The organism is Brevundimonas diminuta (genome assembly GCF_039673845.1).
In the GTDB taxonomy this organism is placed as follows: domain Bacteria; phylum Pseudomonadota; class Alphaproteobacteria; order Caulobacterales; family Caulobacteraceae; genus Brevundimonas; species Brevundimonas diminuta_E.
This window is the reverse complement of sequence record NZ_JBDJMK010000010.1, coordinates 51291-74918: the sequence shown is the minus strand read 5'-3', so window position 1 is coordinate 74918 and position 23628 is coordinate 51291. Positions and strand designations below refer to the sequence as shown.

The 23628-nt window shown below is 65.1% G+C and carries 16 protein-coding genes; 14 read left to right on the top strand and 2 right to left on the bottom strand.

From position 1 onward, the window contains the following. Positions 1–46: 46 nt before the first annotated feature. Positions 47–1834, bottom strand: a complete 1788-nt coding sequence (locus tag ABE454_RS12290; protein WP_346532052.1) for a metallophosphoesterase — start codon at positions 1832–1834, stop codon at positions 47–49. A gap of 151 nt (positions 1835–1985) precedes the next feature. On the opposite strand from ABE454_RS12290, the gene ABE454_RS12285 reads away from it, so the two are divergent. The 3 genes from ABE454_RS12285 to ABE454_RS12275 all read left to right on the top strand — a co-directional run bounded on the left by ABE454_RS12285 (position 1986) and on the right by ABE454_RS12275 (position 6462). Further along, on the top strand, positions 1986–2516 hold the full coding sequence (locus tag ABE454_RS12285; RefSeq protein ID WP_346532050.1) for a phosphonate degradation HD-domain oxygenase: 531 nt from the start codon (positions 1986–1988) through the stop codon (positions 2514–2516). Between the two features lie 202 nt (positions 2517–2718). Then, positions 2719–5556: a TonB-dependent receptor gene (locus ABE454_RS12280; RefSeq protein WP_346532048.1), complete on the top strand. Its 2838-nt coding sequence runs from the start codon at positions 2719–2721 to the stop codon at positions 5554–5556. A 138-nt stretch (positions 5557–5694) separates the two neighbouring features. Then, a complete protein-coding gene (locus tag ABE454_RS12275; protein WP_346532047.1) occupies positions 5695–6462 on the top strand; it encodes a UTRA domain-containing protein in 768 nt (255 codons plus the stop codon). A gap of 9 nt (positions 6463–6471) precedes the next feature. Here ABE454_RS12275 and ABE454_RS12270 read toward each other — a convergent pair whose 3' ends face one another. Continuing rightward, the gene (locus tag ABE454_RS12270; protein ID WP_346532045.1) at positions 6472–7767 is read right to left on the bottom strand and encodes a DUF5690 family protein; all 1296 of its coding nucleotides are present in this window, start codon (positions 7765–7767) and stop codon (positions 6472–6474) included. 269 nt (positions 7768–8036) lie between these two features. On the opposite strand from ABE454_RS12270, the gene ABE454_RS12265 reads away from it, so the two are divergent. The 11 genes from ABE454_RS12265 to ABE454_RS12215 all read left to right on the top strand — a co-directional run bounded on the left by ABE454_RS12265 (position 8037) and on the right by ABE454_RS12215 (position 23622). Next, the gene (locus ABE454_RS12265; protein ID WP_346532043.1) at positions 8037–9293 is read left to right on the top strand and encodes a TetR/AcrR family transcriptional regulator; all 1257 of its coding nucleotides are present in this window, start codon (positions 8037–8039) and stop codon (positions 9291–9293) included. 298 nt (positions 9294–9591) lie between these two features. Next, a complete protein-coding gene (locus ABE454_RS12260) occupies positions 9592–11817 on the top strand; it encodes a TonB-dependent receptor (RefSeq protein ID WP_346532041.1) in 2226 nt (741 codons plus the stop codon). 60 nt (positions 11818–11877) lie between these two features. Further along, a complete protein-coding gene (locus ABE454_RS12255; RefSeq protein ID WP_346532039.1) occupies positions 11878–13191 on the top strand; it encodes a serine/threonine protein phosphatase in 1314 nt (437 codons plus the stop codon). 111 nt (positions 13192–13302) lie between these two features. After that, on the top strand, positions 13303–14187 hold the full coding sequence (locus tag ABE454_RS12250; RefSeq protein WP_346532037.1) for a helix-turn-helix transcriptional regulator: 885 nt from the start codon (positions 13303–13305) through the stop codon (positions 14185–14187). A gap of 88 nt (positions 14188–14275) precedes the next feature. Then, entirely contained in the window at positions 14276–16480 is a 2205-nt protein-coding gene (locus tag ABE454_RS12245; protein WP_346532036.1) for a TonB-dependent siderophore receptor, read from the top strand. A gap of 1 nt (position 16481) precedes the next feature. Next, a complete protein-coding gene (locus tag ABE454_RS12240) occupies positions 16482–16901 on the top strand; it encodes a cupin domain-containing protein (protein ID WP_346532034.1) in 420 nt (139 codons plus the stop codon). Further along, positions 16898–18073: a PepSY-associated TM helix domain-containing protein gene (locus ABE454_RS12235; RefSeq protein WP_346532032.1), complete on the top strand. Its 1176-nt coding sequence runs from the start codon at positions 16898–16900 to the stop codon at positions 18071–18073. Before ABE454_RS12240 ends, ABE454_RS12235 begins: the two co-directional genes overlap by 4 nt. Before the next feature lie 14 nt (positions 18074–18087). Continuing rightward, on the top strand, positions 18088–19305 hold the full coding sequence (locus ABE454_RS12230; RefSeq protein ID WP_346532030.1) for a RhtX/FptX family siderophore transporter: 1218 nt from the start codon (positions 18088–18090) through the stop codon (positions 19303–19305). Positions 19306–19643: 338 nt separating this feature from the next. After that, complete coding sequence (locus tag ABE454_RS12225; protein ID WP_346532029.1) at positions 19644–20885, top strand: putative DNA modification/repair radical SAM protein; 1242 nt, start codon at positions 19644–19646, stop codon at positions 20883–20885. Continuing rightward, positions 20885–22312: a UdgX family uracil-DNA binding protein gene (locus ABE454_RS12220; RefSeq protein ID WP_346532028.1), complete on the top strand. Its 1428-nt coding sequence runs from the start codon at positions 20885–20887 to the stop codon at positions 22310–22312. The genes ABE454_RS12225 and ABE454_RS12220 overlap by 1 nt, the downstream gene beginning before the upstream one ends. A gap of 95 nt (positions 22313–22407) precedes the next feature. Further along, a complete protein-coding gene (locus ABE454_RS12215) occupies positions 22408–23622 on the top strand; it encodes an NAD(P)/FAD-dependent oxidoreductase (RefSeq protein ID WP_346532026.1) in 1215 nt (404 codons plus the stop codon). Positions 23623–23628 lie beyond the last annotated feature (6 nt).

Below are 23628 nucleotides of genomic sequence, written 5' to 3'. Positions count from 1 at the left end.
TTGAGTTGATTCTTGCTGTAAACGGCTCATTGATCCTGCATCAGTGTTATTTTTCTAAGGTGAAGCGATCGCGACAGCGTCCATCAATGTCGATCATCTCTATGTCGATCCGGTCGCCGGCGCCTCTCAGCATGACATAGTGGTGAGTGCGCGCCGTCTTGGCGCTGAAGGCGGCCTTGTTCGGGGCGAAGTCTTCGGGGTTGCCGCCCATGCCGCCGACCTGAAGATAGGTGACGCCGTTGACCGGATCGACTGCGCCCTGAGTCATCGGCCAGGTCCGCTCATAGGCGTGCAGGTGGCCGTAGATGACCAGATCGACGCCGTTGCGCTCATAGATCGAGGCGAACTCGCGACGCATGACTTCGTCGCCATTGCTCGAGCGGTCGGACCAGCTGTCGCCATAGTCGTCGTCATCGCTGGTGAAGAGGTCGTGGTGGTGCATGGCGATCTTCCAGCGCGCCGTCGAGCGGGCGAGAGCCTGATCCAGCCAGGCGGTCTGGCGGGCGCGGAAGCCAGGGCTGCGACGCTCCCGATCCTCAAGGTTGCTGTCCAGAATGAAGAACTCGACGTCGCCATAGCGGTGGCTGAAATAGCCTTCTTCGCCGGGTTGGCGGTGGTAGTGGCGGAACCAGTGCTGTTCGGCCTCGCCATTGCCGGGGGCGACGATGACGGGCACGCGTCCGAACAGACCGCCCATGCCCAGGAAGTACTCATGCGTCCATTGATAGCGGCGCTCGATCGAGCCTTCGTCGGTCAGGTCCCCGGCCAGCAGCAACAAGTTCGGCCGTTCTTCCCAGATCAACTGGCTCATGCGGTTATTGATGAAAGGACGGGCCTCCGTGTCGGCCGATACGGCGATTACGAATGGCGCGCCGGGCAGGGGGGCTGAGCGGAATGACAGCAGGCCCGAATCCAGCGTTCGCCCATCCTCTGTCGTTGCTGTGACGCGATAGACGTAGGGCGTATCGGCCTTCAGCCCATCCAGAGTCGCGCCGCCCAGCCGCCCGTCGGATGTGGGCGCGTCGATGCGGCGCATCTGGGCTTCCGTCTCGCCCCAGGCGACTGTGAAGCGGGCCGGACGGTCGGTCTCCCAGGACAGTTGTATGTCCTGTGTCGTCGGTGCGTTCAGATAGGGGGGCTGGGTGAAGTGCAGGGTGTCGGCGTTCAGACGTCCCTCATCAACCAGAACGGTGCGGGCTGTGAAGGCGGCTTCGATCTCGGCGGGGGTGAGGGCGCGGTCATGAACGGCGGCGCCGCGCACCAGATCCGGCAGGGTCATATAGGGTTCTGCGCCGAAGAAACCGCTTAGCTCCAGCGCTGAGGGAGATGAGCGGCCCGTCTTCATAGATGCTGAACCGACAAGAGCGCCGTTGGCGTAGAGCCGCCATGAATCGCCCTGCCGCACGCCGACGACATGGCGCCACTCGCCTTTGTAATTCGGAGTCTCAGTCATGGCGGCGCCGGCCGGGCCGAACGCGGCGTGGCCGTCGCTGTAGGCCAGCAGCCACGGCGCGCTCCCGGCGGGCGTCACGACGGCGCCGACCGGGTTGTTCACATGGTCCAGCATCCACAGTTCGATGGTGAAATCGCGGGAGGAATCAAAGGCTGGCTGCAGGCTTCGGCTGTCCGTCGAGGTCATGCCGTTGAAGCGCATGGGCGCAGGCGCGGGCGCTATCGTCGCCAGGGGGACGGGCTGTTCAGCAGTTTTGGGGCCCGCCTTGCGCGGCAGGTCATAGCGTGGGGTGAAATCCCATGCCTGGGTCTCGATCGCCTGCACTCCGGTTGGAATCAGACAGGCCGAGGCCAGTAGGGCGGCGATAAGGGGGCGGTTCATGACAATCTGTCCGTGGTCTTGCTGGAAGCGATCTTGTGGTCTAGACCAATAGGGGTTCGCCATGACTGTTTGATGACCGGTGAATGTTGAAACACTCCACAACAACTGATCAGCCGTTTGCGACCTCGGGTCGACGGCGAGGGCTACGCCTGTGAAGCAGATTACCGACCTCTTCGACCGCCATGGCGAGAGCCGTTACGGCGAGCACGTCAATCAGCGCGAGCATATGCTGCAATGCGCCAAGCTGGCGGAAGACGCTGGAGACACCCCGGCCATGATCGCGGCGGCCCTGCTGCATGACGTGGGACAATTCCTTGAAGGCGCGGGCGATGCGGCCGAGGAACAGGGCTATGACGCCGCTCATGAAAAACTGGGAGAAGCGTTTTTATCCCAATGGTTTCCTGAGTCGGTGACGGCTCCGATCGCCTTGCATGTCGCCGCCAAACGCTATCTATGCGCCGTCGAGCCGGGCTATCTTGAAGGCCTGAGCGGCGCCTCGGCCTTAAGCCTGAGCCTTCAGGGCGGTCCGTTCGATGGGGCGGAGTGCGCGGCTTTTGAGGCGCATCCCTTTTTCAAGGAGGCGCTTCGCCTGCGCCGCTATGATGATCTGGGAAAGCAGCCTGGCGTCGAGACGCCTGATGTCACGCATTATATAAACATCATTGAATCCGTAATGAAGTAGACTTTTTCTTCCATCCGAAGTCGGATAACAAGACTTATATATGTAAATATTCGGACCGTGAATGTTTTGTGTAGATTAAGCCAACTGGTTTACACCAGTTTGGCTTAAGGCTACCTCGCCCTCGTCCGCCGATGCGGACGGGGGATGGCCGAGAAGCGCCAACCCCCCGGACAAAATTTCTGACTCTGGGTGGGGATCACCAATGTCGCTTCATTTCGCCGCCGTCGCACCGCGCACGGCGAACCGCATCGCGGGCGTCAGCGCCCTGGCGCTGATCTGGGCCGTTTCGGGCGCCGCCATTGCTGCCTCTTCCGAGGCGGATCAGGCTCAGCCGACGATGGTCGGCGAGGTCGTGGTGACGGGCCAGCGCCTGGGCACGGCCAACGCCATCTCGGCCCAGCGTCGCGCCGACGGCGTGGTCAACGTCCTGTCGGCCGACGACATGGGCAAGCTGCCCGACGCCAACGTCGCCGACGCCCTAGCCCGCCTGCCCGGGGTCAACGTCATCGTTAACCAGACGACAGGCGAGGGCGAGTACGTCACGGTTCGGGGCTTCGCCGGCACCTTCAACGCCTATTCGATCAACGGCGTGCGCGTGGCCCTGACCGACACCGACAGCCGCAAGATGTCGATGACGGTGTTGCCGCCCAACGGCTTGCAGGCGATCTCGGTGTCCAAGACGCTGACGCCCGACATGGACGGCGACGCCATCGGCGGCTCGATCGATTTCCGCACGCCTAACGCCTTCGACTTCAACGCCCCGGTCGCGCGGGTGTTCGCCAGCTATGGCTTTAATGACCGCGCCAAGGATCAGGGCGAGTCCTCTGACAACTATCTGCTGCAGGCCGATTTCGGTCGTCGTCTGAAGGACGAGCGCTTCGGCGTCTTCGCCTCGGTCAACTATGGCCGCTCCAACGGCGTCACCGAGGAAACCGAGAACAACGGCGAGTGGGAGCCCTACATCTGGCGCAAGAACGCCGAGGAGACGATCGACGAGCGTTCTATGTATCTGCCGGGCGTCAATCTCGATTACCGCCGTAATGAGCAGGAACGTTATGGGGGCAACGTCTCGTTCGACTATCGCGGCGCCGATCATGACCTCTATCTGCGCGGCCAGTATAACCGTTTCGAGCGCGTCTCGACCAATGACTGGACCGATTATCGCAGCCGCCCGACCATGCGCTTGACGCAGGTGAACGACGAGGATCGAACCCTGTCGGTGCCGGAGAAGATGATCATCGGTCAGGATCCGACGCTGGGCGCGATCTATGGCTACACGACGGGTCAGATCGTCGACGCCGATGGCGACGGTCGCATCACTGACGCCGACCGGAACCGCAAGTCCTACTGGTCCCTGCATGGTCGCTCGGGCGTGTGGGATCCGCAGGCGTTCCAGTTCTCGCGCAACATGGACATTTCCGACGAGAACCAGACCCTTGCGACCGTCAATCTGGGCGGCGTCAGCCGTCTGAACGCGCTCGAGTTGAGCTATGATCTGAGCTACAGCTTTGGTGAGCGCGAGAACCCCGACAACTACTCTGTCGGCTACAACTGCGACGCCTGCGCCTGGCCGCTGAACGGGACAGGCATCCTGTGGTCATCCTACGATGGCCGCTTCCCCATGCCGCAACTGCCGGCCTTCGCCGCCCATGTAGAGCGCGACCCGTCGCTGCTGCCCCTGAACGGCGCCAGCCACAGCCGTTCGCGCCAGAAGGACGAGCGTCTCGCCTTCAAGATCGACGCCCGTTACCAGGTCGATCGCGGTCCGCTGGAACAGGTTCGCTTCGGCGCCAAATATCTGAAGTCCGAGCGTGAATACGACAGCACGCCGATCTGGGACGGAGATTTCGCCGGCACGACGCTGGACGGCCAATCCCTGGCGGCGTCAGGCCTGATCGACCGTGAGGTCGATCGCATTCTGGGCGGGCGCTACTACTACGGCGCCATCTTCAACCGCGAGCGGGTGATCGCCGCCATACGCGCGGCCGAGGCGGCCAGTCCTGCCTCCATGTCTCACGAGCGCCTGAACCAGGACGACAAGCAGGGGCAGGAATCCATCTATGCCGCCTATGCCCTGGCCCAGATGCGCTGGGGCGATCTGCAGGTGATCGCGGGTGGTCGTTATGAGCAGAGCAGCGTCAAGAACACATTCTGGTCGGACGACGGTGCGGCCAGTGGTTTCGATGCCAGCGATGCCGACTATGGCGTCTTCCTGCCCAGTGTTACGGCGACCTGGCGCCCGAACGGGCAGTGGGTCTATCGCGCGGCCCTGTGGACCAGCTTCTCGCGCCCCGAGTACGGCCACATTTCCGGCGGCCAGTCCGTGACGCGCAATCCGCTGACGAATGAGATCATCGCGATCAGCCGCGGAAACCCGGACCTGAAGCCTGCCGAAGCCCTGAATCTGGACCTGTCGGCCGAGTTCTATCCCGACCGCAGCAGCGTCCTGTCGGCGGGCGTCTTCTACAAGAAGATCGACAATTTCATCTTCACCAACGGCAGCCAGGTCGACGCCACCACGACCGAGGGCTTCATCGAAATCACCCAACCCAAGAACGGCGACACCGCCGAAATCGCCGGGGTCGAGTTCAACTTCATCAAGAGCTTCGACGGTCTGGCCGCGCCGCTGGATGGCTTTGGTTTCGAGGGCAACCTGACGTTGCAGACCAGCGAGGGCGAGACGGGCCTGGAATATCGCAAGGGGCGCCCGATCTCCTTCGTCGGCGCGCCGGACCTGATGTACAACGCTTCACTAACCTATCAGAAGTATGGTTTTGAGGCGCGCCTGTCCTACAACTATCAGGGCGAGTATATCGAGGATCTGCGCGATAACGCCGTCGACAAATGGGTGCAGCCGACCAAGACGCTGGACTTCCACTCGCGCTATCACGTCAACGAACAACTGGCGGTCGATTTCGACGTCCAGAACATTCTCGACGGCCACCGCTACTATACGACCAAGGGCGAAAGCCCCAGCTACATGAAGGACTACATGGAGCCGGGCCGGACCTTCCTGTTCCGCATGAGCTACAGCTACTGAGGCGATCAACAGTCCGATGCTCTGGCGGCGGCGATCCGAAAGGGTCGCCGCCGTTTTCGTTACGGGCGGCGCAAAGGATCGACGCCGGGGCGCGAAGACGCGATAAGGCGTCAACGACTTCTCAGCCGACGAGCCTTTATGTCCGCCGCCCCTGCGCCTGCCTGGTGGAACGCACCGACCGAAACGCCTGCGGGCGACCGGGGCCGCTATCTGGTGGCCCGCGACCATATCGCCCGCCAGATCCACAGCGGCGCGCTGAAGCCGGGCGCCAAGCTGCCGTCGGAACGCCAGCTTCAGGATGGGCTGGGCGTGGCGCGCGGCACGATCCGCGAAGCCCTGTTCCAGTTGGAGTCCGAGGGGATGATCTTCCGGCGCGACCGCAGCGGCTGGTATGTTTCACCCGAGCCGGTGACCTATGATCCGACCCGTTGGGCGGGCTTCATGACCTATGTCGCCGAACAGGGCCGCCAGCCCGCGACCGAGACCCTGTCGACCGCCTCGGTCGAGGCTCAGGACGGGGTCGCCAAAGTCATGGGCCTGCCGCTGGGCGCGCCAGTGCATCTGATACGGCGGCGGCGTCTGATCGACGGGCGTCCTGTGCTGGTCGAGCGCATCTATGTCGAGGCGGAACGGGCGCCGGATCTGCTGGCGCACGATCTGGACGGCTCGCTGACGCAGATCCTCAAGAGCCGTTATCGGCTGGCGGTGACGCGCAACCGGGTCGAGATGCAGCCCTGCGCCCTGATTCAGGAAGAAGCCGAGGCTCTGGGCGTAAAATCAGGCACGCCGGGCCTTCTGGTCATCCGCGCCAGCTTCGACGCATCCGGCCGCATCGTCGAATACGACCACGAATACTGGCGTCACGACGCGCTGCGCGTGAAGGTCGATCTGGATGTCACGCCCTGAAGCAGGTGGTCAGGAGGCCGCCGCGTCCGGTGCGGCCTGCGCCATCTGGACCTGATGCTTTCGTCCCAGCTTCCGGCCGAAATAGAGCGCCGACGCCAGGGTCAGAACCAGACTGGCCGCTGCTGAGGCATATGCCGCGCCGATGAAGAACTGCAGCCAATCCAGCTGCGGCGCCGCGAAGCTGCGATAGAGCAACAGGACGACGCTGCCGATATAGCCTGACGCATCGGCCACATAGATCAGGAAGCCCGCCGTCCCGACCCTGCGCGTCGCCGCCAGCATCCGGTCGAACAGCATGGCGTTGAAGGGGGTGTAGGCCATGTAGAGGCCCGCGCCGCTCAGGATCATCCATGTCAGCGCCGACACCAACTCCGCCTGAAAGGCCAGGGTCGACAGGCCGATCAGGGCGGCGCCCGCGATCACCGCCCCATGCATGACCATCAGCGCGCGCCGGTTGTCGCGGATCAGGATCAGGCTGCCCAGAACAATCAGGACGATGACCGCCACCGGCAGTTCGCTGGCGGCGAAGACGCCTGCCGCATCGCCGTACCCGACAGCTTTCCAGACCTCGGCCGAGAAGTTGTCGCGGAAATCCCGAAAGGCGGTGAACAACACATAGGCGGCGATCAAGGCCGCCAAGCCCAGGCCGTAATCGGCCAGAAAGCGTCGCCGCTCATCCTTCTTCATCGGGGCGCGACGCACCCGCTCGCGCTCGTCGTCCGCGTTGGGGTCCGGCAGTTGCGACAGTCCCCAGACCGAGATCAGCAACAAGGGCATGAAGACCGCGCCCGCCGCCGCCGGCATCCACAGATCGCTGACGCCCGCCTGAAGCAGCAGCTTGCCGACCGCCTTCACCACGCCCGACGACAGGATGAAACTGGCGCACAGCACGGCGCCCAACACGTCGGAGACCCGCCGTCCTTCCATATAGGCGAACACCAGCCCCCAGATCAGGCCCAGCGGCAGGCCGTTGAAGAACAGGGCCGCCACATTCCACGGCGCCGGAATCAGGGCGAACGCCACCAGCGCCAGCCACGAGGCGCCGATCAACATCAGGATGGCGCGGCCGCGTCCCTGACCGTCCGCCTCGGCGATCACCTTGACGCCGATCCATTTGGACAGGGCGTAACCGATGACCTGGGCGATCACGAGGGCGACCTTGTAGTCCAGCACGAAGGCCCAGCCTTCGATCTCCTCGAAAGTCGCTGCAGAGAACGGCTTGCGGAAGGCGTACATCGAAAAATAGGCGCAGAAGCCAGCCAGACCGGCAAAGACTGAAAACCCGACGGGGCCCGTATCCTTCAACTTTGAGATAGCGACTGCACGGTCACGCCCTTCACGCCTTAACGACGAATCTGGACTAGACCAATTTTGCTTCAGCTCGATGACAGGGCGTGGCATTGGCGATGTGGTAGCGACAAAGACGCTACCAGAGCGGGGCAGGGGTCGTTGATGCAACGCAGATGAATGTTGTGGACGTCATTGTTACGAAGTGAGACAGGGCCCCTGCGTTCTGTGGGGCGTACATTCGTTTCGCTCTGTACAGGATGGTTGTTGCGCGCCAGACATCGCGGATGATCCTTCAAGAGCCGCAAAGCCGCTTCGTCGAGACTGAGCGGATCCTCGATGCCGCGCTCGAAATTATCGCTCGCGCCGGTCTGGATGGGCTGACGTTGCGTGATCTGGCGCAGTCCATCGGCAAGAGCACGACCGTCATCGTCAATCTGTTCGGCTCGAAGGCCGGATTGATCGATGCCGTCAGCGAGGTCGCGCTGGAGCAGGACGAGGCGTTTCATCGCGATTTCTTCGCCCGTCTGGATCATCTGCCGCCGGGGCGTGACGCGCTGATCGGTGTGGTCCTGTCCTATCTGAAGGTCAGAAGCTCGTTGCAGTCGCACGGCGCGCGCGTGATCGAGGCGCTGATCCTGGCGCATGATCCGTCAGAGACTTGCCGCGATTTCATCCGGCGCTGGGATCAGGTCCGGGTGCAGGCCTGGCGGGAGTTTCTGGAACGCTTTGTGGGCCGTGACGGCGTATCCGGCGACTTCGCCCCTTTTCTGTGCGGCTTCCTGCTTATGGAGCAGTATTATGCCGTCGCCCTGTCTGATCGGAGCGATTACGGCGCCATTCTGGTCGAGACTGTTGGGGCAATGGTCGATCGAGCGCTGGGCCGTCCCGACGCGCCTGCCGTTGCGACGGACTGGTTCACCCACCGGCTGATCATCCCTCATGAACCGGCCGAAGGGCTGGAACCGGACTCCATGAAGCTGCGGCTGTTGAACATCGCCGCCGACCAGATGCTGGGGCAGGGGGTCAGCGGAGTGACGAACCGCTCCGTCAGTCTGAAGGCCGGAACCTCGACATCCACCATCGCCCATCATTGGGGGGATATGAGCCAGTTCCTAGTGGACGCCATATGGCACAGCGTCTTCCGCGAGATGCCGCCCTATCTGGATCATCGCCGTCTGGGCCGCGCCGGAGCGCCGGTCGATGCGGGCGGCTGGGCGGCGCTGATCGCCCCGACGCTGGCGCCCGTGGACGGCTTCTATGTGAAATACGCCCGGTTGATCGCCCAGATCTGCCTGAAGGCCAGGCTGGAGCCCGCCTTTCAGGAGTTGGCGATGATCCTGCGCGGCCCTGAAGGCGGCGGCACCTATACCAACCGCGCCGATGTCTGGCCCGACTGCTTTGATCTGACCCGTCTGGCCGCATCGCGGTTCGCCATCTGGATCAAGGGGCAGGCGTTGATCGTCAGCGCGACGCAGCAACCGTACAGCGCCGAACAGTTGCAGGACGCCGCCAGGGCGTTGGTTCATACGCGATCAAAATAGGCGCGATCAGAATAGGCGCGATCAAAGCAGGCGCGATTAAAACAAGCCGAACACACGTTTTAGGTGATTTCGGAACGCTTGACGAAAACACTTAAAATAAGCGTCATCAAAGCATAACGCGCGACCGTTACGTCCAAATCCTAGTCGAACAGGTGTTTTTCCTGAGCGGAGGCTCATTCTGATTTCCGTTGGGGGATCAGGACGGTTGCCGACCGTCAGCCGGACGCCTCTCGGCCACGGTTTCAACGCTTCGGCGCGCGTCGGGGGACGACTGCGCGGCTGTTCAGGGAATGGGTTCATGCCACGTCTACTCATCGGCGCATCGCTCGCCGTGCTTGCCTTTGCAACGGCGCTTCCTGCCGCTGCGCAATCCGCTTCGGAACAGACCGCCTCGGTCGACGATGTCATCGTCACGGCCCAGCGCCGCGAGGAATCTTCGCAGAAGGTCGGCCTGGCGCTGACCGTCATCTCCGGTCAGGATCTGGACAATCGCAACATCCAGAACGTCAACGATCTGGAGAACACCGTCCCCAGTCTGGAGGTCGACAGTCAGCTGGGCGGCGGCCAGCCCCAGTTCCGCATCCGCGGCGTCGGCCTGACCGACTATGCGGCCAACAACACCTCGACAGTCGGCATCTATGTCGATGAGGTGGCCTATCCTTATGGCGTCATGACGCAGGGCCTGCTGTACGACATCGCCCGCATCGAGGTGCTGCGCGGCCCGCAAGGCACCCTATATGGGCGCAACACGACGGGCGGCGCGGTCAGCGTCATCACCAATGCGCCGACCGATACGGTGCAGGCCGGCTTCTCGGCCAGCTACGGCAGCTATGATGCGGCCAAGCTGGAAGGCTATCTTTCCGGTCCGCTGGCGGAAAACCTGACGGCGCGTCTGTCGCTGGCCGCAGAGTCCGGCGGCGCCTGGCAGTATCACCGCGACACCGGCGAAAGCCTGGGCGACAAGGACACCAAGGCGGCGCGCCTGCGCGTCAACTGGCGCCCGAGCGACCGGACCGATGTCGACCTGAACCTGCACTACAGCCGCGATGAATCCGACGGACGGGGCTTGCGCTTGATCGTGACGCCCTTCACCTCGGGCGGCGGCAAGGTCTATCCCGTCGACACGTCTCATCGCATCACGGGCTGGGGAATTTCGCCTTACTTCGCCCAGTTGATCGGCGTTTCGCCGAACGCCAAACCCTTCCGCGACAATGAGGGCAAGGGCGTCAGCCTGCGCGTGAACCACGATCTGGGCTGGGCCAATCTGACCGCCGTCGTCGGCCATGAAGTCTTCGACCGGAACGAGTTCAACGACTGGGACGCCACAGCATCGAACGAAGCGGGCACCTTCTTCTTCAACGACATCAAAACCACGTCGCAGGAAGTGCGGCTGGCCTCACAGCCGGGCGGCCGGACCCAGTGGCTGGTCGGCGTGTATCACGCCAATGAAAGCATCGACGGGGGCTTCTATTCCGACTTCTCCGAGGCCAAGAACCTGGGCTTCTGGATGAGCACCACCTATGGTCAGAAGGTGGAAACCACGGGCGTCTTCGCCAATCTGGACTATCAGCTGACCGATCGTCTGACCCTGGTCGGCGGCCTGCGGTACGAAGACGAGTCGCGCGAGCTCAACAACTTCAAGACCGAGACCCTGGCCCCGACGGCGGCGGTTCGCGCCACGGCGGACAAGTCCCAGAGCATGGGCGAGTGGACCGGAAAACTGGGCGTCGAATACACCTTCAGCGACGACATCCTGACCTACGCCAATGTTTCGCGCGGGGTGAAGTCCGGCGGCTTCACCACCTATAACAGCGGCCTGCCCGAACAGCTGGACCCCTTCAAGTTCGAAGAGCTGATCGCCTATGAGGCCGGGCTGAAGTCCAGCTTTTTCAACCACAAGCTGCAGCTGAACGCAGCGGCCTTCTATTACGACTATCGCGACCAACAGCTTCAGGGCGTGCTCTACACCCAGACGGGCCGCGTCGGACGCATGATCAACATCCCCAAATCGCACATCCAGGGCGCGGAACTGGAGCTGCGCTGGCGTCCGACCCCCAATCTGACCATCACCCAGGCCGTGGCCTATAAGTACGGCGAGTATGACGAGTTCTTCTTCGTCGACGCGACCGCGACCGAGGCGGCCAAGGACCCGGTGACCGGCGAATACAACACCATCATCTACAGCGACCGTTCCGGCGAACGGCTGCCCTTCCCCAAGTGGGATTACAAAGGGTCCATCGCCTATGACTGGCAGATCGCCAACTGGGGCGTTCAGGCTGAAACCAACTATGCCTATCGCGACGAGAAGTTCAGCACCTCGTCCAACTCGGTCATCGACGACTACTGGCTGGTGAACGCCAACCTGACCTTCCGTCCGCTGGACGCCCGCTATGCCTTCGGCGTCTATGTGAACAATCTGACGAATTCCTATTCGGAAGAGTCGCGCAACGCCTTCATCTCGGCGCGCACCGGCTCGCCCAACGCACCCCGCACCTGGGGCGTGCGTCTGAACTACGCCTACTGATCCTGCATCAGGGCTCCGGTCGCATGATCGGAGCCCTTTCGCCTTTGTCTTGAGGTCGATATGTCGATGATCCGCAACATGACGGGCGCCCTGATCGCCGCCCTGATGCTCACGACCCCGCCCGCGCTGGCGCAGTCGCAAGAGCAGCAGTTCACGATAGCGGTCATCCCCGACACCCAGAACTACGTCGACTTCACCCATCAGCGCGCCGAGGGGTTCGCCTTTGATGCGCGTGAGATGATGACGCAGCAGATGCGCTTCATCGCCGACAACGCCGCTTCGCGCGGCGGCGATATCGTGTTCGCCACGGGCGTCGGCGATGTCTGGCAGCATCCCACCCTGGCCATTGATCCTTCACACGCCGCGCGCGGCTTCAGCCCGCGCCCCGCGCCGCCGGGGGTGAGTCTGGACCGCTATGCGCAGGGCGTGCGCGAGGTCGAGATTCCGGCGGCTGTCGACGCCTATCGCCTGCTGGACGGCGTCCTGCCCTTCTCGGTCGTTTCCGGCAATCACGACTATGACGCCCAGTGGTGGGAGGCGTCATGGCCTCAGGACCTGACCGCGCCTCAGGGCGACCTGCGTCGTCTGGGCATGATCCACGTCGGCGGGCTGAAGGAATGGACGCGCGCTTTCGGTTCGGACTCCTTCTTCTTTAAGGACCGGCCCTGGTATGTCGGCGCACACGAGCAAGGCGCCGACAGCGCCCAGATTTTCGAAGCGGGCGGCTATCGCTTCCTTCACATCGGCCTGCAGTTCGCGCCTTCGGACAGCAGCCTGAAGTGGGCGGAGACGATCATCCACGCCCATCCCGGCCTGCCGACCATCATCACCACCCACGACTTTCTGGACAAACACGGCGAGCGCCTGCCGCACCCTGTCGTCAATCAGGCGGTGGTTGACCCCTATGACAACAATCCGCAGGCCGTCTGGGACAAGCTGGTCTTCAGAAACCCGCAGATTTTCATGGTCCTGAGCGGCCATCACAACGGCCAGTCCTATCGCGTGGACGTCAATCGCGAGGGCGGCGCCGTCCATCAGATTCTGTCCGACTATCAGGACCGCAATCAGGCGGCGATCGACGCGGGCGTCGATGCGGCCAAGGCTCCGGCCCTGGGCGACGGCTGGATGCGTCTGATGCAGTTCGACATGGGCGGCGACACGCCCCGCATCCGCGTCCGGACGTATTCAACCTTCTATCACCGCTACGCCTCGGACGAGCCGAACTATGCAAGCTGGTACAAGGCCAATGAGCAGCCGCATCTGAGCGACGAAGACTTCCTGAAACGCGATGAGTTCACCGTTTCGCTGGACGATTTCCGTGCGCGTTTTGGCGGAGGATCTCCCAAAATCTCTAAGGATAATATCCTACACTGATCCGGTGGAGCATAATTGATAATATATGCGAGCAAAACCTAACGGTCACTCAAAGCTCTGCCTGTCGTCGTGTTGCGTGTCGTTCGCATCTAGGTGTGCTACCCTTGGAGCATGGGCGTTAATCCGGGACAGCAGGTTGAGGCGACGAGGCGGTGGTCAGCGCGGCCGCTGGGCTCGTTCGACATCAATGGCGGACAGGCGGATTTCGCGCGGGTCGCGCATGACGCCGAGACGCTGGATGCGGGGCTGAAGCTTGCTCTGGTGCTGGATGGCGATCTGATGGTGCGGGCGCATGACGGGGCGCCGGCCCGTCTGAACGGCGCCGCGCTGTGTCTGTTTGTCGGGCGGGCGCCGTGGCGGCTGGATCATGAATACGCCGCCGGGCGCACCTTGCGCTATGTGACCCTGAACCTGGGGTCGGAACTGCTGGAGCAGGAGGCCTTGGCCCCGGATGCGGCTCTGGCGGTGGCGAGTGGCGACGGGCCGGTGTCGGCCTTCATCAGCAGGCCTCCGGCTTCGATCGCCGCCATCGGCGAGCAGATCCTGAGTTGCCCGATGCGGGGCGCGGCGCGCAGTCTTTATCTGGGCGGTAAGGGGCTGGAATTGACCGCCATGGCCCTGAACCATTTCGTGCGCGGAGAGGCGAGGACGACGACGACCGCGCTGGGCGCAGCGGAACTGCGTCGGGTGGTCATGGCGCGCGAAATGCTGGATGCGGCGCCGGGGCAGGCGCCTTCGCTGCCGGAACTGGCGCGCGGCGCCGGGCTGAACGTGCGCAAGCTGACGGCGGGTTTCCGCGCCCTTTATGGCATGAGCGTCGCAGAATATCTGCGCGAGCGGCGGATGGTCGAGGCCTGGCGCAGTCTGTCCAGCGGCGCCTGCGATGTGACCCAGGCGGCGGAAAACGCCGGCTATGCCCTGCCGCATTTTTCAGCGGCCTTCCTGCGCCGTTTCGGCGTTCTGCCCAGCGCCGTGCGAAACCGTTCCGCGATCTGAAAACATAGTCCCCCGATCTGAAAGACATCGCGGCGGCGCATCCCTATTAGGCGACGACTGATAATCACTCGCATATCGAGCCGTCGCCATGACCTTCTGCCTTCAGACTTCTTCCTGCCCACGGCGGCTGCGCGCCGCCGCGTCGGTGATCGCCTTGGGCGCGGGCGTGGGTCTGGCTACGGGGGCGATGGCCCAGTCTAATATGGCCCGTTCGGCGCAGGACGCGGAAAGCCCCGCGAGCGTTGCGGATGTCGTGGTCACGGCGGCTCTGGCGCCGGCCGCAGGCGCGGCCTTGAAGATGCCGCTGAAGCTGAGCGAGATTCCGCAGACCATCAGCATCATCGACCGCGAGCGGATCGAACAGCAGGCGCTGGTCTCGCTGGACGATGTGATGAGCAACGCCCCCGGCGTGACGGTTCAGCCGGGCACGCGGCTGCGCACCGCCTATTATGCGCGGGGCTTTTCGATCGACACCCTGAATTTCGACGGCATTCCGACCTCGGGCTGGAACGAGGCGGTCAATACCGAGGACATGGCCATCTATCAGCGGGTTGAACTGCTGCGCGGCGCCAGCGGCCTGTTGCAGGGTTCAGGCAATCCGTCAGGCACGATCAATCTGGTGCGCAAGCGGCCGGGGCGCGACTTCGCCGCCCAGGGCGCGGTCAGCGGCGGGCGCTGGAACAACTGGCGCATCGAGGGCGATGTGGGCGGCCCGCTGGCGGCGGACGGCGACCTGCGTGGGCGGCTGGTGGCGGTCTATGAGGATCGCGACTTCTTCTATGACACGGCGCATCGGCAGAAGGGGCTGATCTACGGCACGGCCGAATGGAATGTGACGCCGCGCACCGTTCTGGCCGCGACCGTCAAGTGGCAGGACGTTCAGGACGACGGCGCCTATATGGGCGTGCCGCGATACAGCGACGGGGGCGTCATCGACCTGCCGCGACGTTTCTATCCGGGCGCGGGATGGGATCGGCGCAACTGGAACAACACCCAGTCCTTCCTTGAACTGCGCCACAGCTTTGCGGGCGACTGGGAGGGCAAGATCTCGATCAGCCGCATCGACGGCGACAGCGACCTGACCTACGCCAGCGCCTTCGGCGCGGTGAACCGGGCGACGGGCAAGGGGCCGGTCCTGTACGGCGGCGCCTATGACTTCACCAATGAAGAGACCGATCTGGACGCCTATCTGTCGGGCACGGTCGGCGCCTTCGGGCGGCGGCACGAGATCGTGGTGGGCGCCAACTACTGGGACGGCAAGACGCATCAGACGGCCTATAATCTGGCGGGGCTGATGGGGCCGGTCGATGTCTTCACCTGGGATCCGGCCGCCGCGCCGCGCCCGACCGGCAAGACCTATGCGGGCGAGCAGACGACCACCACCGAGCAATACGGCGGCTATGGCGTCGCGCGGCTGCACCTGACCGATCCGCTGACGCTTGTGCTGGGCGGACGGCTCAGCTGGTGGGAAACCACGACCGACCGGCGCGCGACCATCGGCGGTCCGCTGACGCCGACGGGCGGTTACAAGATCGACGGCGAATTCACCCCCTATGCCGGTCTGGTCTGGGCGCTGGATGACGCCATTTCCCTCTATGCCAGCTACACCTCGATCTTCACGCCGCAGAACAGCCTGACATGGGACGGCAAGGTCATCGACCCGATGACGGGCTCGAACATCGAGGCCGGGGTCAAGGGCGAATGGTTCGGCGGGCGGCTGAACGGTTCGCTGGCGGCCTTCCGCATCCTGCAGGAAAACCGCGCCCAGCTGGACCCGGACCATCCGTGCGCGCCCGGCATGACGTGCGCCTATGTGGCCGAGGGCGAGGTCGAAAGTCTGGGGCTGGATGCTGAACTGACCGGGCGGATCCGACCCGACTGGACGGTGCAGGCGGGCTACACCTACGTCGAGACGGAATACAAACGCGACCGCACGGCCGCCGGAACGCCCAGCGGCAATGAAGGCCAGCCCTTCTCGCGTTTCACCCCGCGCCATCAGCTTAAGCTGTGGACCCACTATTCCGGTCTGATGGACGGCCGTCTGTCGCTGGGCGGCGGCGTCATCGCCCAGAGCAAGGCTCAGGCCGTGGCTGGCGCCGTGGTGATGGAGCAGGGCGCCTATGCCGTCGTCAATGCGCGCGCCGCCTATCGCCTCAGCCCGCGCACGGAACTGTCGCTGAACGTCAACAACCTGTTCGACAAGACCTATTTCACGACCCTGGGCGGCACCAGCTGGAACAACTGGTACGGCGAGCCGCGCAATGTGCTGGTCACGCTCAGGGCGTCGTATTGAGATGGGCGGCGCAATCGAGACGTTCGCCGCCCTGGACCATCTGGTCCTGCTTGACGCCGAAGGCGGGGCGGCGCCCCTGCTGCGATCGGCCGACGCCTGGCGAAGCGTCAACCGCAGCCCTGGCGGTCGCGTCATCGGCTTCAGCCGTCCGCAGACGGCCGAAGACCTTCACCCCGACAAATGGGAGATGCACCCCGCCGGGGACGAGTTCCTGCACCTGATTGAGGGTGAGCTGGAGGTGGTGCTGGATCTGCCCGACGGCGGTCCGGACGCGCAGACGCGGCTGACGCTGACGCAGGGCGGGGCGGTCGTCGTGCCGTGCGGCGTCTGGCACAGACTGCTGCTCAGACGGCCCTCCGCACTGATGTTCGTCACCCCGGCCGGGGGAACCCGGATGCGACCCGTGGACGCCGGGGCGTGAAGTGGCGGCCTTTGTTCTGGCGGGTGCATCGCTGGGTCGGACTGGCCTGTGCCGCGGTGTTTCTGGTCGTCGCCCTGAGCGGAACGGCGCTGTTGATCGAGCCGCAGGTCAATCTGAAGGGCGCGGTGCGGCTGGATGATCCGGTGACGTCTCTGGCGGGCGTCGAGACGGCGCTGGCGGATCTGGCGCGGGACTATCCGGACCATCAGCCGGGCTTGATCCTGCCCGGCTCGACAATGCGGCGCAGCTGGCAGGTCGGCCTGCGTCCCGCATCGGGCGAAGGCCCGGTCCTGAGCGCCGAGTTCGATCCCGTCAGCGGCCGGGTTCTGCGCGTTGATATGGCCGAGACGTCGCTGCGGGACGGCCTGCTGAAACTGCACAACAGCCTTTTTCTGGGCGTGACCGGCAAGCTGGTGGTGCTGGCGATGGCGCTGGGCGTCGTCTGCCTGACTATCACCGGCGCGACCATGATGCGGCGGCGCTGGAAGATCCTGACGTCCTCGCCGCTGGCACCGCCGCTGCGCGCGCGTTCGCTGCATCACTGGACCGGGCTGGTGGGCGGCCTGTTCATCGTCATGTGGGCTTCCACCGGCTTCATGCTGCTGGTCTATAAAAGCCTGCCGGAGTTCAGCGTCGGACGCCCTCCCGCCGCGCGCGCAGCGAAGGCCCGGTCTCGGCCTCCGTCTGAGGCTTCATCAGAACTTCAGGCCGCGCAGCCGACGGCGCCTCCCGTTCCCCTGTCGCAGATGGTCGAGGCGGCGCTGACGCTTCATCCGGGCGGCGAGGTGCAGGCCCTGAGCCGCAGCCCGCGCGGCGCCATGGTGATCGTGCTGAACCGCGGCGCGGCGCCCTGGCGCAAGTCGACGACGGTCGCTTTCGACGCCGCGGGCGCCCCCCTGCCTGGGCGGGAACCGCCCGGCTTCATGAAGGTGATGATCGCCGCCAAGGCGCTTCATACCGGCCTGTGGGAGCGCCCCTGGCTGCACGCCGTCTATGTCCTGTTCAGCCTGACGCCGAACGCTCTGGTGGTGACGGGGCCGTGGCTGTGGCTGCGACGCCGCAGGCCCGCGCGGCCGCCCATCCGCAGCAAGACTTCGGACGGGCGGCCTGTCCCCGACGGGCCCGTTTCTGACGGGGCGAAGCGTTCGCCCCGCCGCATCCCCTCTGCATGATCGCGAGTTGGTCCATGGAAAAGCATGATCGTCTGACGCCTGAATCCGCCCGTCTGCTGTTGACGGTGGCGGCGCTCTATCTGGCGCAGGGCATTCCGTTCGGCGTGGCGATGGAGGCGCTGCCGACCCTGTTGCGCAAGGATGGCGCGTCGCTGGCGGCGCTGGCCTGGCTGCCGCTGGTCGGACTGCCGTGGGTGCTGAAGGTGCTGTGGGCGCCTTGGGTCGATAATCTGTGGTCGCCACGACTGGGGCGCCGCCGCAGCTGGATTCTGCCCATGCAGACGATCGTCATCCTGTGCCTGCTGGGCGCGGCGGCGGTCGGCCTGACCGAGACGACAGCCCCTGTCGTCATCGGCCTGAGCGTGCTGGCGTCGCTGGCCAGCGCGACCCAGGACACGGCCACCGACGGCCTGACGGCCGAGCGTTTCGGCGGCGTCATGCTGGCGCGGGCCAATGCGCTGCAGGTGGCCTGCACCATGATTGGCTTCTTCGTCGGCGGTTCGGGGGCGCTGATCCTGAGCGGACTGGCCGGACGACCGGCGGCCCTGACCGTGCTGGCCGCAGTGGTTGCGGCAGGGCTCGTTCTGGCGGCAACCATGCGCGAAGCGCCGCACGCCGCGCCGCAGCGCGGACAGCGGGCCAGCCTGCTGCGGCTGCTGCGTCGGCCGGGCGCGGGCTCTATCCTCGCGACGGCGCTGTTCACGGCGCTGACGGCGGCGTCAGGCTTTGGTCTGGCCAAGCTGTGGCTGGTGGATGCAGGCTGGCCGGTGGAGCAGATCGGCCTTTACGGCATGGTCGCCGGGGCCACGACCATCGTGGTCGGTTGCGGCGGCGCGGCATGGCTGATCGGCCGGATCGGCCTGTTCCGCGTGCTGACCGGCGGCGTGCTCCTGTGCGCGACGGGGCTGGCGCTGTGGCTGGGCGTGGCGTCCGGCCTGATAGCGGCGGCGCCGCCTGTCGTCCTGACGGCCATGATGATCGGCGCGGCGGGCAGCGGATCCGCCTCGGTCGGTGCCATGACGCTGGCCATGCAGTTCGCCGCCAGAGACGATCAGGCGGGCACCGACATGACCGCTGTCCAGAGCTCACGCGATCTGGGCGAGATCGGCGCCTCTTCGGCCATGACCGGCGTCGCGGCGGCGGGCGGCTATCCGCTGGCCTTCATCGGCGGCCTGATCCTGAGCGCCGTCGCCCTGGGGGCTGTGGCCAGCGCGCGCCGCTCTCAAGGGTGACGTGCCTCTGTCGCTGATTTCCGGCAGGGGCCAGCGGTGAGGCGAGAGGCTTCGGCCTTTCATTGGTGAGCCGGTCTTTCTGACCCTCAAGGCGAACTGACCGCTATGTCCGGCGACGTGGAGGCCTTCCTAGCGCCGGGCCATGCCATGGATTTCAATGGCTGAGACGCTCATGTCGTACGCAATGGCGCGGACGAAGAGGTCCTGCTTCTCGAATGTCGGCGTCTCGGCTTTCATTCGCAAAGGCCCGTCAGTCTGATGCTGAAGAGCACAGCGTTTTCCGGTCCTGAGTTATGCTGACGCTGGACCTCAGCGCTATTGGAACATATCATGAACAAATGGCGCGCATTGATCTTCGGCGAAAACTGGCGGTGTTGGCGGATGCGGCCAAATATGATGCGTCATGCGCTTCGTCCGGAACGACGAAGCGGGATTCGATGGGCGGTCGGGGGATGGGCTCGACCGAGGGGATGGGCATCTGTCACGCCTATACGCCCGATGGGCGGTGCGTCAGCCTGCTGAAGATCCTGCTGACCAACTTCTGCATCTATGACTGCGCCTATTGCATCAACCGGGCGTCCTCCAACGTCGAGCGGGCGCGTTTTACCGTGCAGGAGGTTGTCGATCTGACGTTGGCCTTCTACCGGCGCAACTATATCGAGGGCCTGTTCCTGTCGTCGGGGGTGATCCGCAACGGCGACTACACCATGGAGCAACTGGTCGAGGTGGCGCGGCGCCTGCGTGAGGATCACGACTTTCGCGGCTATATCCACCTGAAGCTGATCCCCGAGGCGGATGCGCGGCTGGTGGAGCTGGCGGGGCTGTATGCCGATCGCCTGTCGGCCAATATCGAACTGCCGCGCGATGAAGCCCTGGGGCGTCTGGCGCCCGAGAAGGATGCACGCACCATCCGCAAGGCCATGGGTCAGGTGCGGCTGAAGATGGAGGCGGCGCAACCGGACAAACGGGATCGCAAACGACCGCCCCGTTTCGCCCCGGCCGGTCAGTCGACGCAGTTGATCGTCGGCGCGGACGATGCGCCCGACACCGAAATCATGGCCCGCAGCGCCGCACTGTATGGCGGCTATGGCCTGCGCCGGGTCTATTATTCAGCCTTCAGCCCCATTCCTGACGGGTCCAGCCTTTTGCCGCCGACGCGGCCGCCGCTGATGCGCGAGCACCGCCTCTATCAGGCCGACTGGCTGATGCGTTTCTATGGCTTCACCGCGCCGGAGATCGGAGAGGGCGCCGAGGGCGGCATGCTGGATCTGGCCGTCGATCCCAAGCTGGCGTGGGCGCTGCGACGGCGCGAGGTCTTTCCGGTCGACGTCAATACGGCGCAGCGCGAGCAACTGCTGCGGGTGCCGGGACTGGGCGTGAAGGCGGTGGACCGCATCGTGTCCGTGCGGCGGCATCGCACCTTGCGGCTGGAGGATGTGGGGCGGCTGACGCGCTCGATCGAGGCGGTTCGCCCGTGGATCACGGCGCTGGGCTGGACGCCGGGCGGGTTAACGGATGCGGTCGATCTGCGCGCGCGTCTGACGCCGGTCCGCAAGCCTGAACAGTTGAGCCTGTTCTGATGCGTGAGGTGGTTCTGAACGATCCGCTTGATTTCGAGGGCTGGCGGGACGCGGCGCGCCGTCTGCGGCTGGCGGGCGTGGAACCGGCGCATGTCCGTTTCCGTGCAGGCGGCGGGCAGGGCGGTCTTTTTGACAGGGGCGACGCCCTGCCTGACGTCGAGGGCGGCTTCACCGCGCCGCAAGGCTTCATGGCGTGTGCGGCGCAGTTGATCCAGCACCGGTCTGAGGATCGTTTTGACCTGATGTATCGCCTGCTGTGGCGCCTGAAGGATCAGCCGGATCTGATGGCGGTTCTGTCCGATGTCGACGTCGCCGAGGCGGCGGACCGGGTGAAGGGCGTGCGTCGGGCCGCGCACAAGATGAAGGCCTTTGTCCGCTTCCGGCAGGCCGAGGATGCGGCGGGCCAGCACTGGGTCGCCTGGTTCGAGCCGCCGCATCGGGTCTTGCGGGCGACAGCGCCTTTTTTCGTCCGGCGGTTCAGCGCCATGCGGTGGTCGATCCTGACGCCGGACGGATCCGCCCGATGGGATGGCGAGGCGCTGACCCATGGCCCGCCGGCAGAACAGACTCAGGCCCCCCGCGAGGACGAGATGGAGGATTTCTGGCGCACCTATTATGCCTCGACCTTCAATCCCGCGCGTCTTCGGCCCAAGGCGATGCGCTCTGAAATGCCTGTGCAGTACTGGAAGAACCTGCCGGAGGCCGAGCTGATCCCGGAACTGATGGCGGCCGCAGCGGTTCGCACCGAGGCCATGGTGAACCGCACCGCCACAGATCCCAACGCCAGATTTCAGCGCGCCCGCGCGCCTGCGATTGATCGGACGCCGACCGATGAACTGGCGCCCGACACGCTGGAGGAACTGGGCCGCGGCGTGCAGGGCTGTCGCCGCTGTCCGCTGTGGCGGGATGCGACGCAGGGCGTCTGCGGCGAAGGCCCCCGCACCGCCGCCCTGATGATCGTCGGCGAGCAGCCGGGCGATCAGGAAGACCTGTCGGGTCGCCCCTTCGTCGGTCCCGCAGGGCGCCTGCTGGACAAGGCGTTGGGCGAAACCGGCCTGGACCGCAGCGCCCTTTACCTGACCAATGCGGTCAAGCATTTCAAACATGAGCCGCGCGGCAAGCGCCGCCTGCACCGGACGCCGGATGCGGGCGAGGTCAAGGCCTGTCGCTGGTGGCTGGATCATGAGCGTCGGCTGGTGCAGCCGCGCCTGATCCTGGCGCTGGGGGCGACCGCAGGACTGGCGCTGCTGGGCCGCAAGCCTGCGGTTCAGACCGAGCGGGGGCGTATCATGACGATGCCTGACGGGGCGCGCATTCTGTTGACGGTCCACCCGGCCTATCTTCTGCGTCTGCCCGACGCCGAAGCGCGTGCGCGGGAACAGGCCCGTTTCCGGGAGGATTTGCGGGCCGCCGACGCGGCGCTGTGAACGGATGCGGGCCAAAGGGCGGGAACGGCCCTGCTTGCATGGCTTTCATGATCTGACGGTCGCCGCCGCGCCGTCCATCATGCCGGAGACAGACCATGCGCCTGACAGAGCCGACGGACCTCAGAAGCGGACAGCCGTGCTGGCCCCAGCCGGGGGTGATCGGGGCTGACCTTTTGCCGGATCGCTGTGAGATCGTCGTCGTCGGGGCGGGGATCATGGGGGCCATGCTGGCGGACCGGCTCAGCCGCGAGGGCCATCAGGTCGTGGTGCTGGACCGTCGCCCTCCGGCGCACGGCAGCACGGCGGCGTCGACCGCTCTGGTGCAATGGGCGGCGGATACGCCGCTGCTGCACCTGTCGCAGCGCTGGGGCGCGGAGCGGGCGGCGGCCATCTGGCAGAGGCTGCACCGCACGGTGAACAATCTGGCGGTCGAAATTGAGCACAGTGGAATCGACTGCGGCTGGCAGGCGCGCTCGGAACTCTATCTGGCGGGAAATCTGCTGGATGAAGACGCCCTGAAGGCCGAGGCGGAATGTCGGGCTGCGGCGGGCCTGCCTTCTGTGTTCCTGGAGGCGGGGGAAGTGAAGGCGCGCTTCGACCTGCCGGCCCGCGCGGCGCTGCTGTCGCAGGACGCTTTTGGCGTCGATCCGGTGGCCCTGACGCATGGTCTGCTGGAAAGGGCGCGGGCGGCGGGCGCCGCCATCGTCCACCCGATCGAGGTGCTGGGGCTGGACCAGGCCGACGACGGCGTCAGCCTGATCCTTGACGGCGGCGCGCGGCTGGAGGCGTCACAGGTCGTGCTGGCCACCGGTTATGAGGCCTCGCGCTGGTTTCTGCCTGAGGCGTTTACGCTCGGCTCCAGCTTCGCCATCGCCACGGCGCCCGACACGCCGCCGGTCTGGGCCGAGGGGGTCATGCTGTGGGAGGCGTCCGACCCCTATCTTTACGCCCGGCGCACGGATGACGGCCGCATTCTGGTCGGCGGCGGCGATATCGACAGCGCGGACCCGCACAGGCGCGATGCGCAACTGGCGCAAAAGCAGGCCCGGCTGAAGTTGGACGGCGCGCGTCTGCTGGGGGTTGATGAGCTTCAGGTCGACTGCGCCTGGGCCGCGACGTTCGGCAGTTCGCCTGACGGCCTGCCCGCGCTGGGCCGGGCCGCCCATACGCAGCGCGTCTGGCTGGCCCATGGTTTCGGCGGTAACGGCGTCACCTTCGCCCGACTGGGCGCCGAACTGCTGTCCTCGGCGCTGGCGGGGCGGCCGGATGAGGAATTGATGCTGTTTGATCCCTATCGCTTCGAGGGGTGACACGCC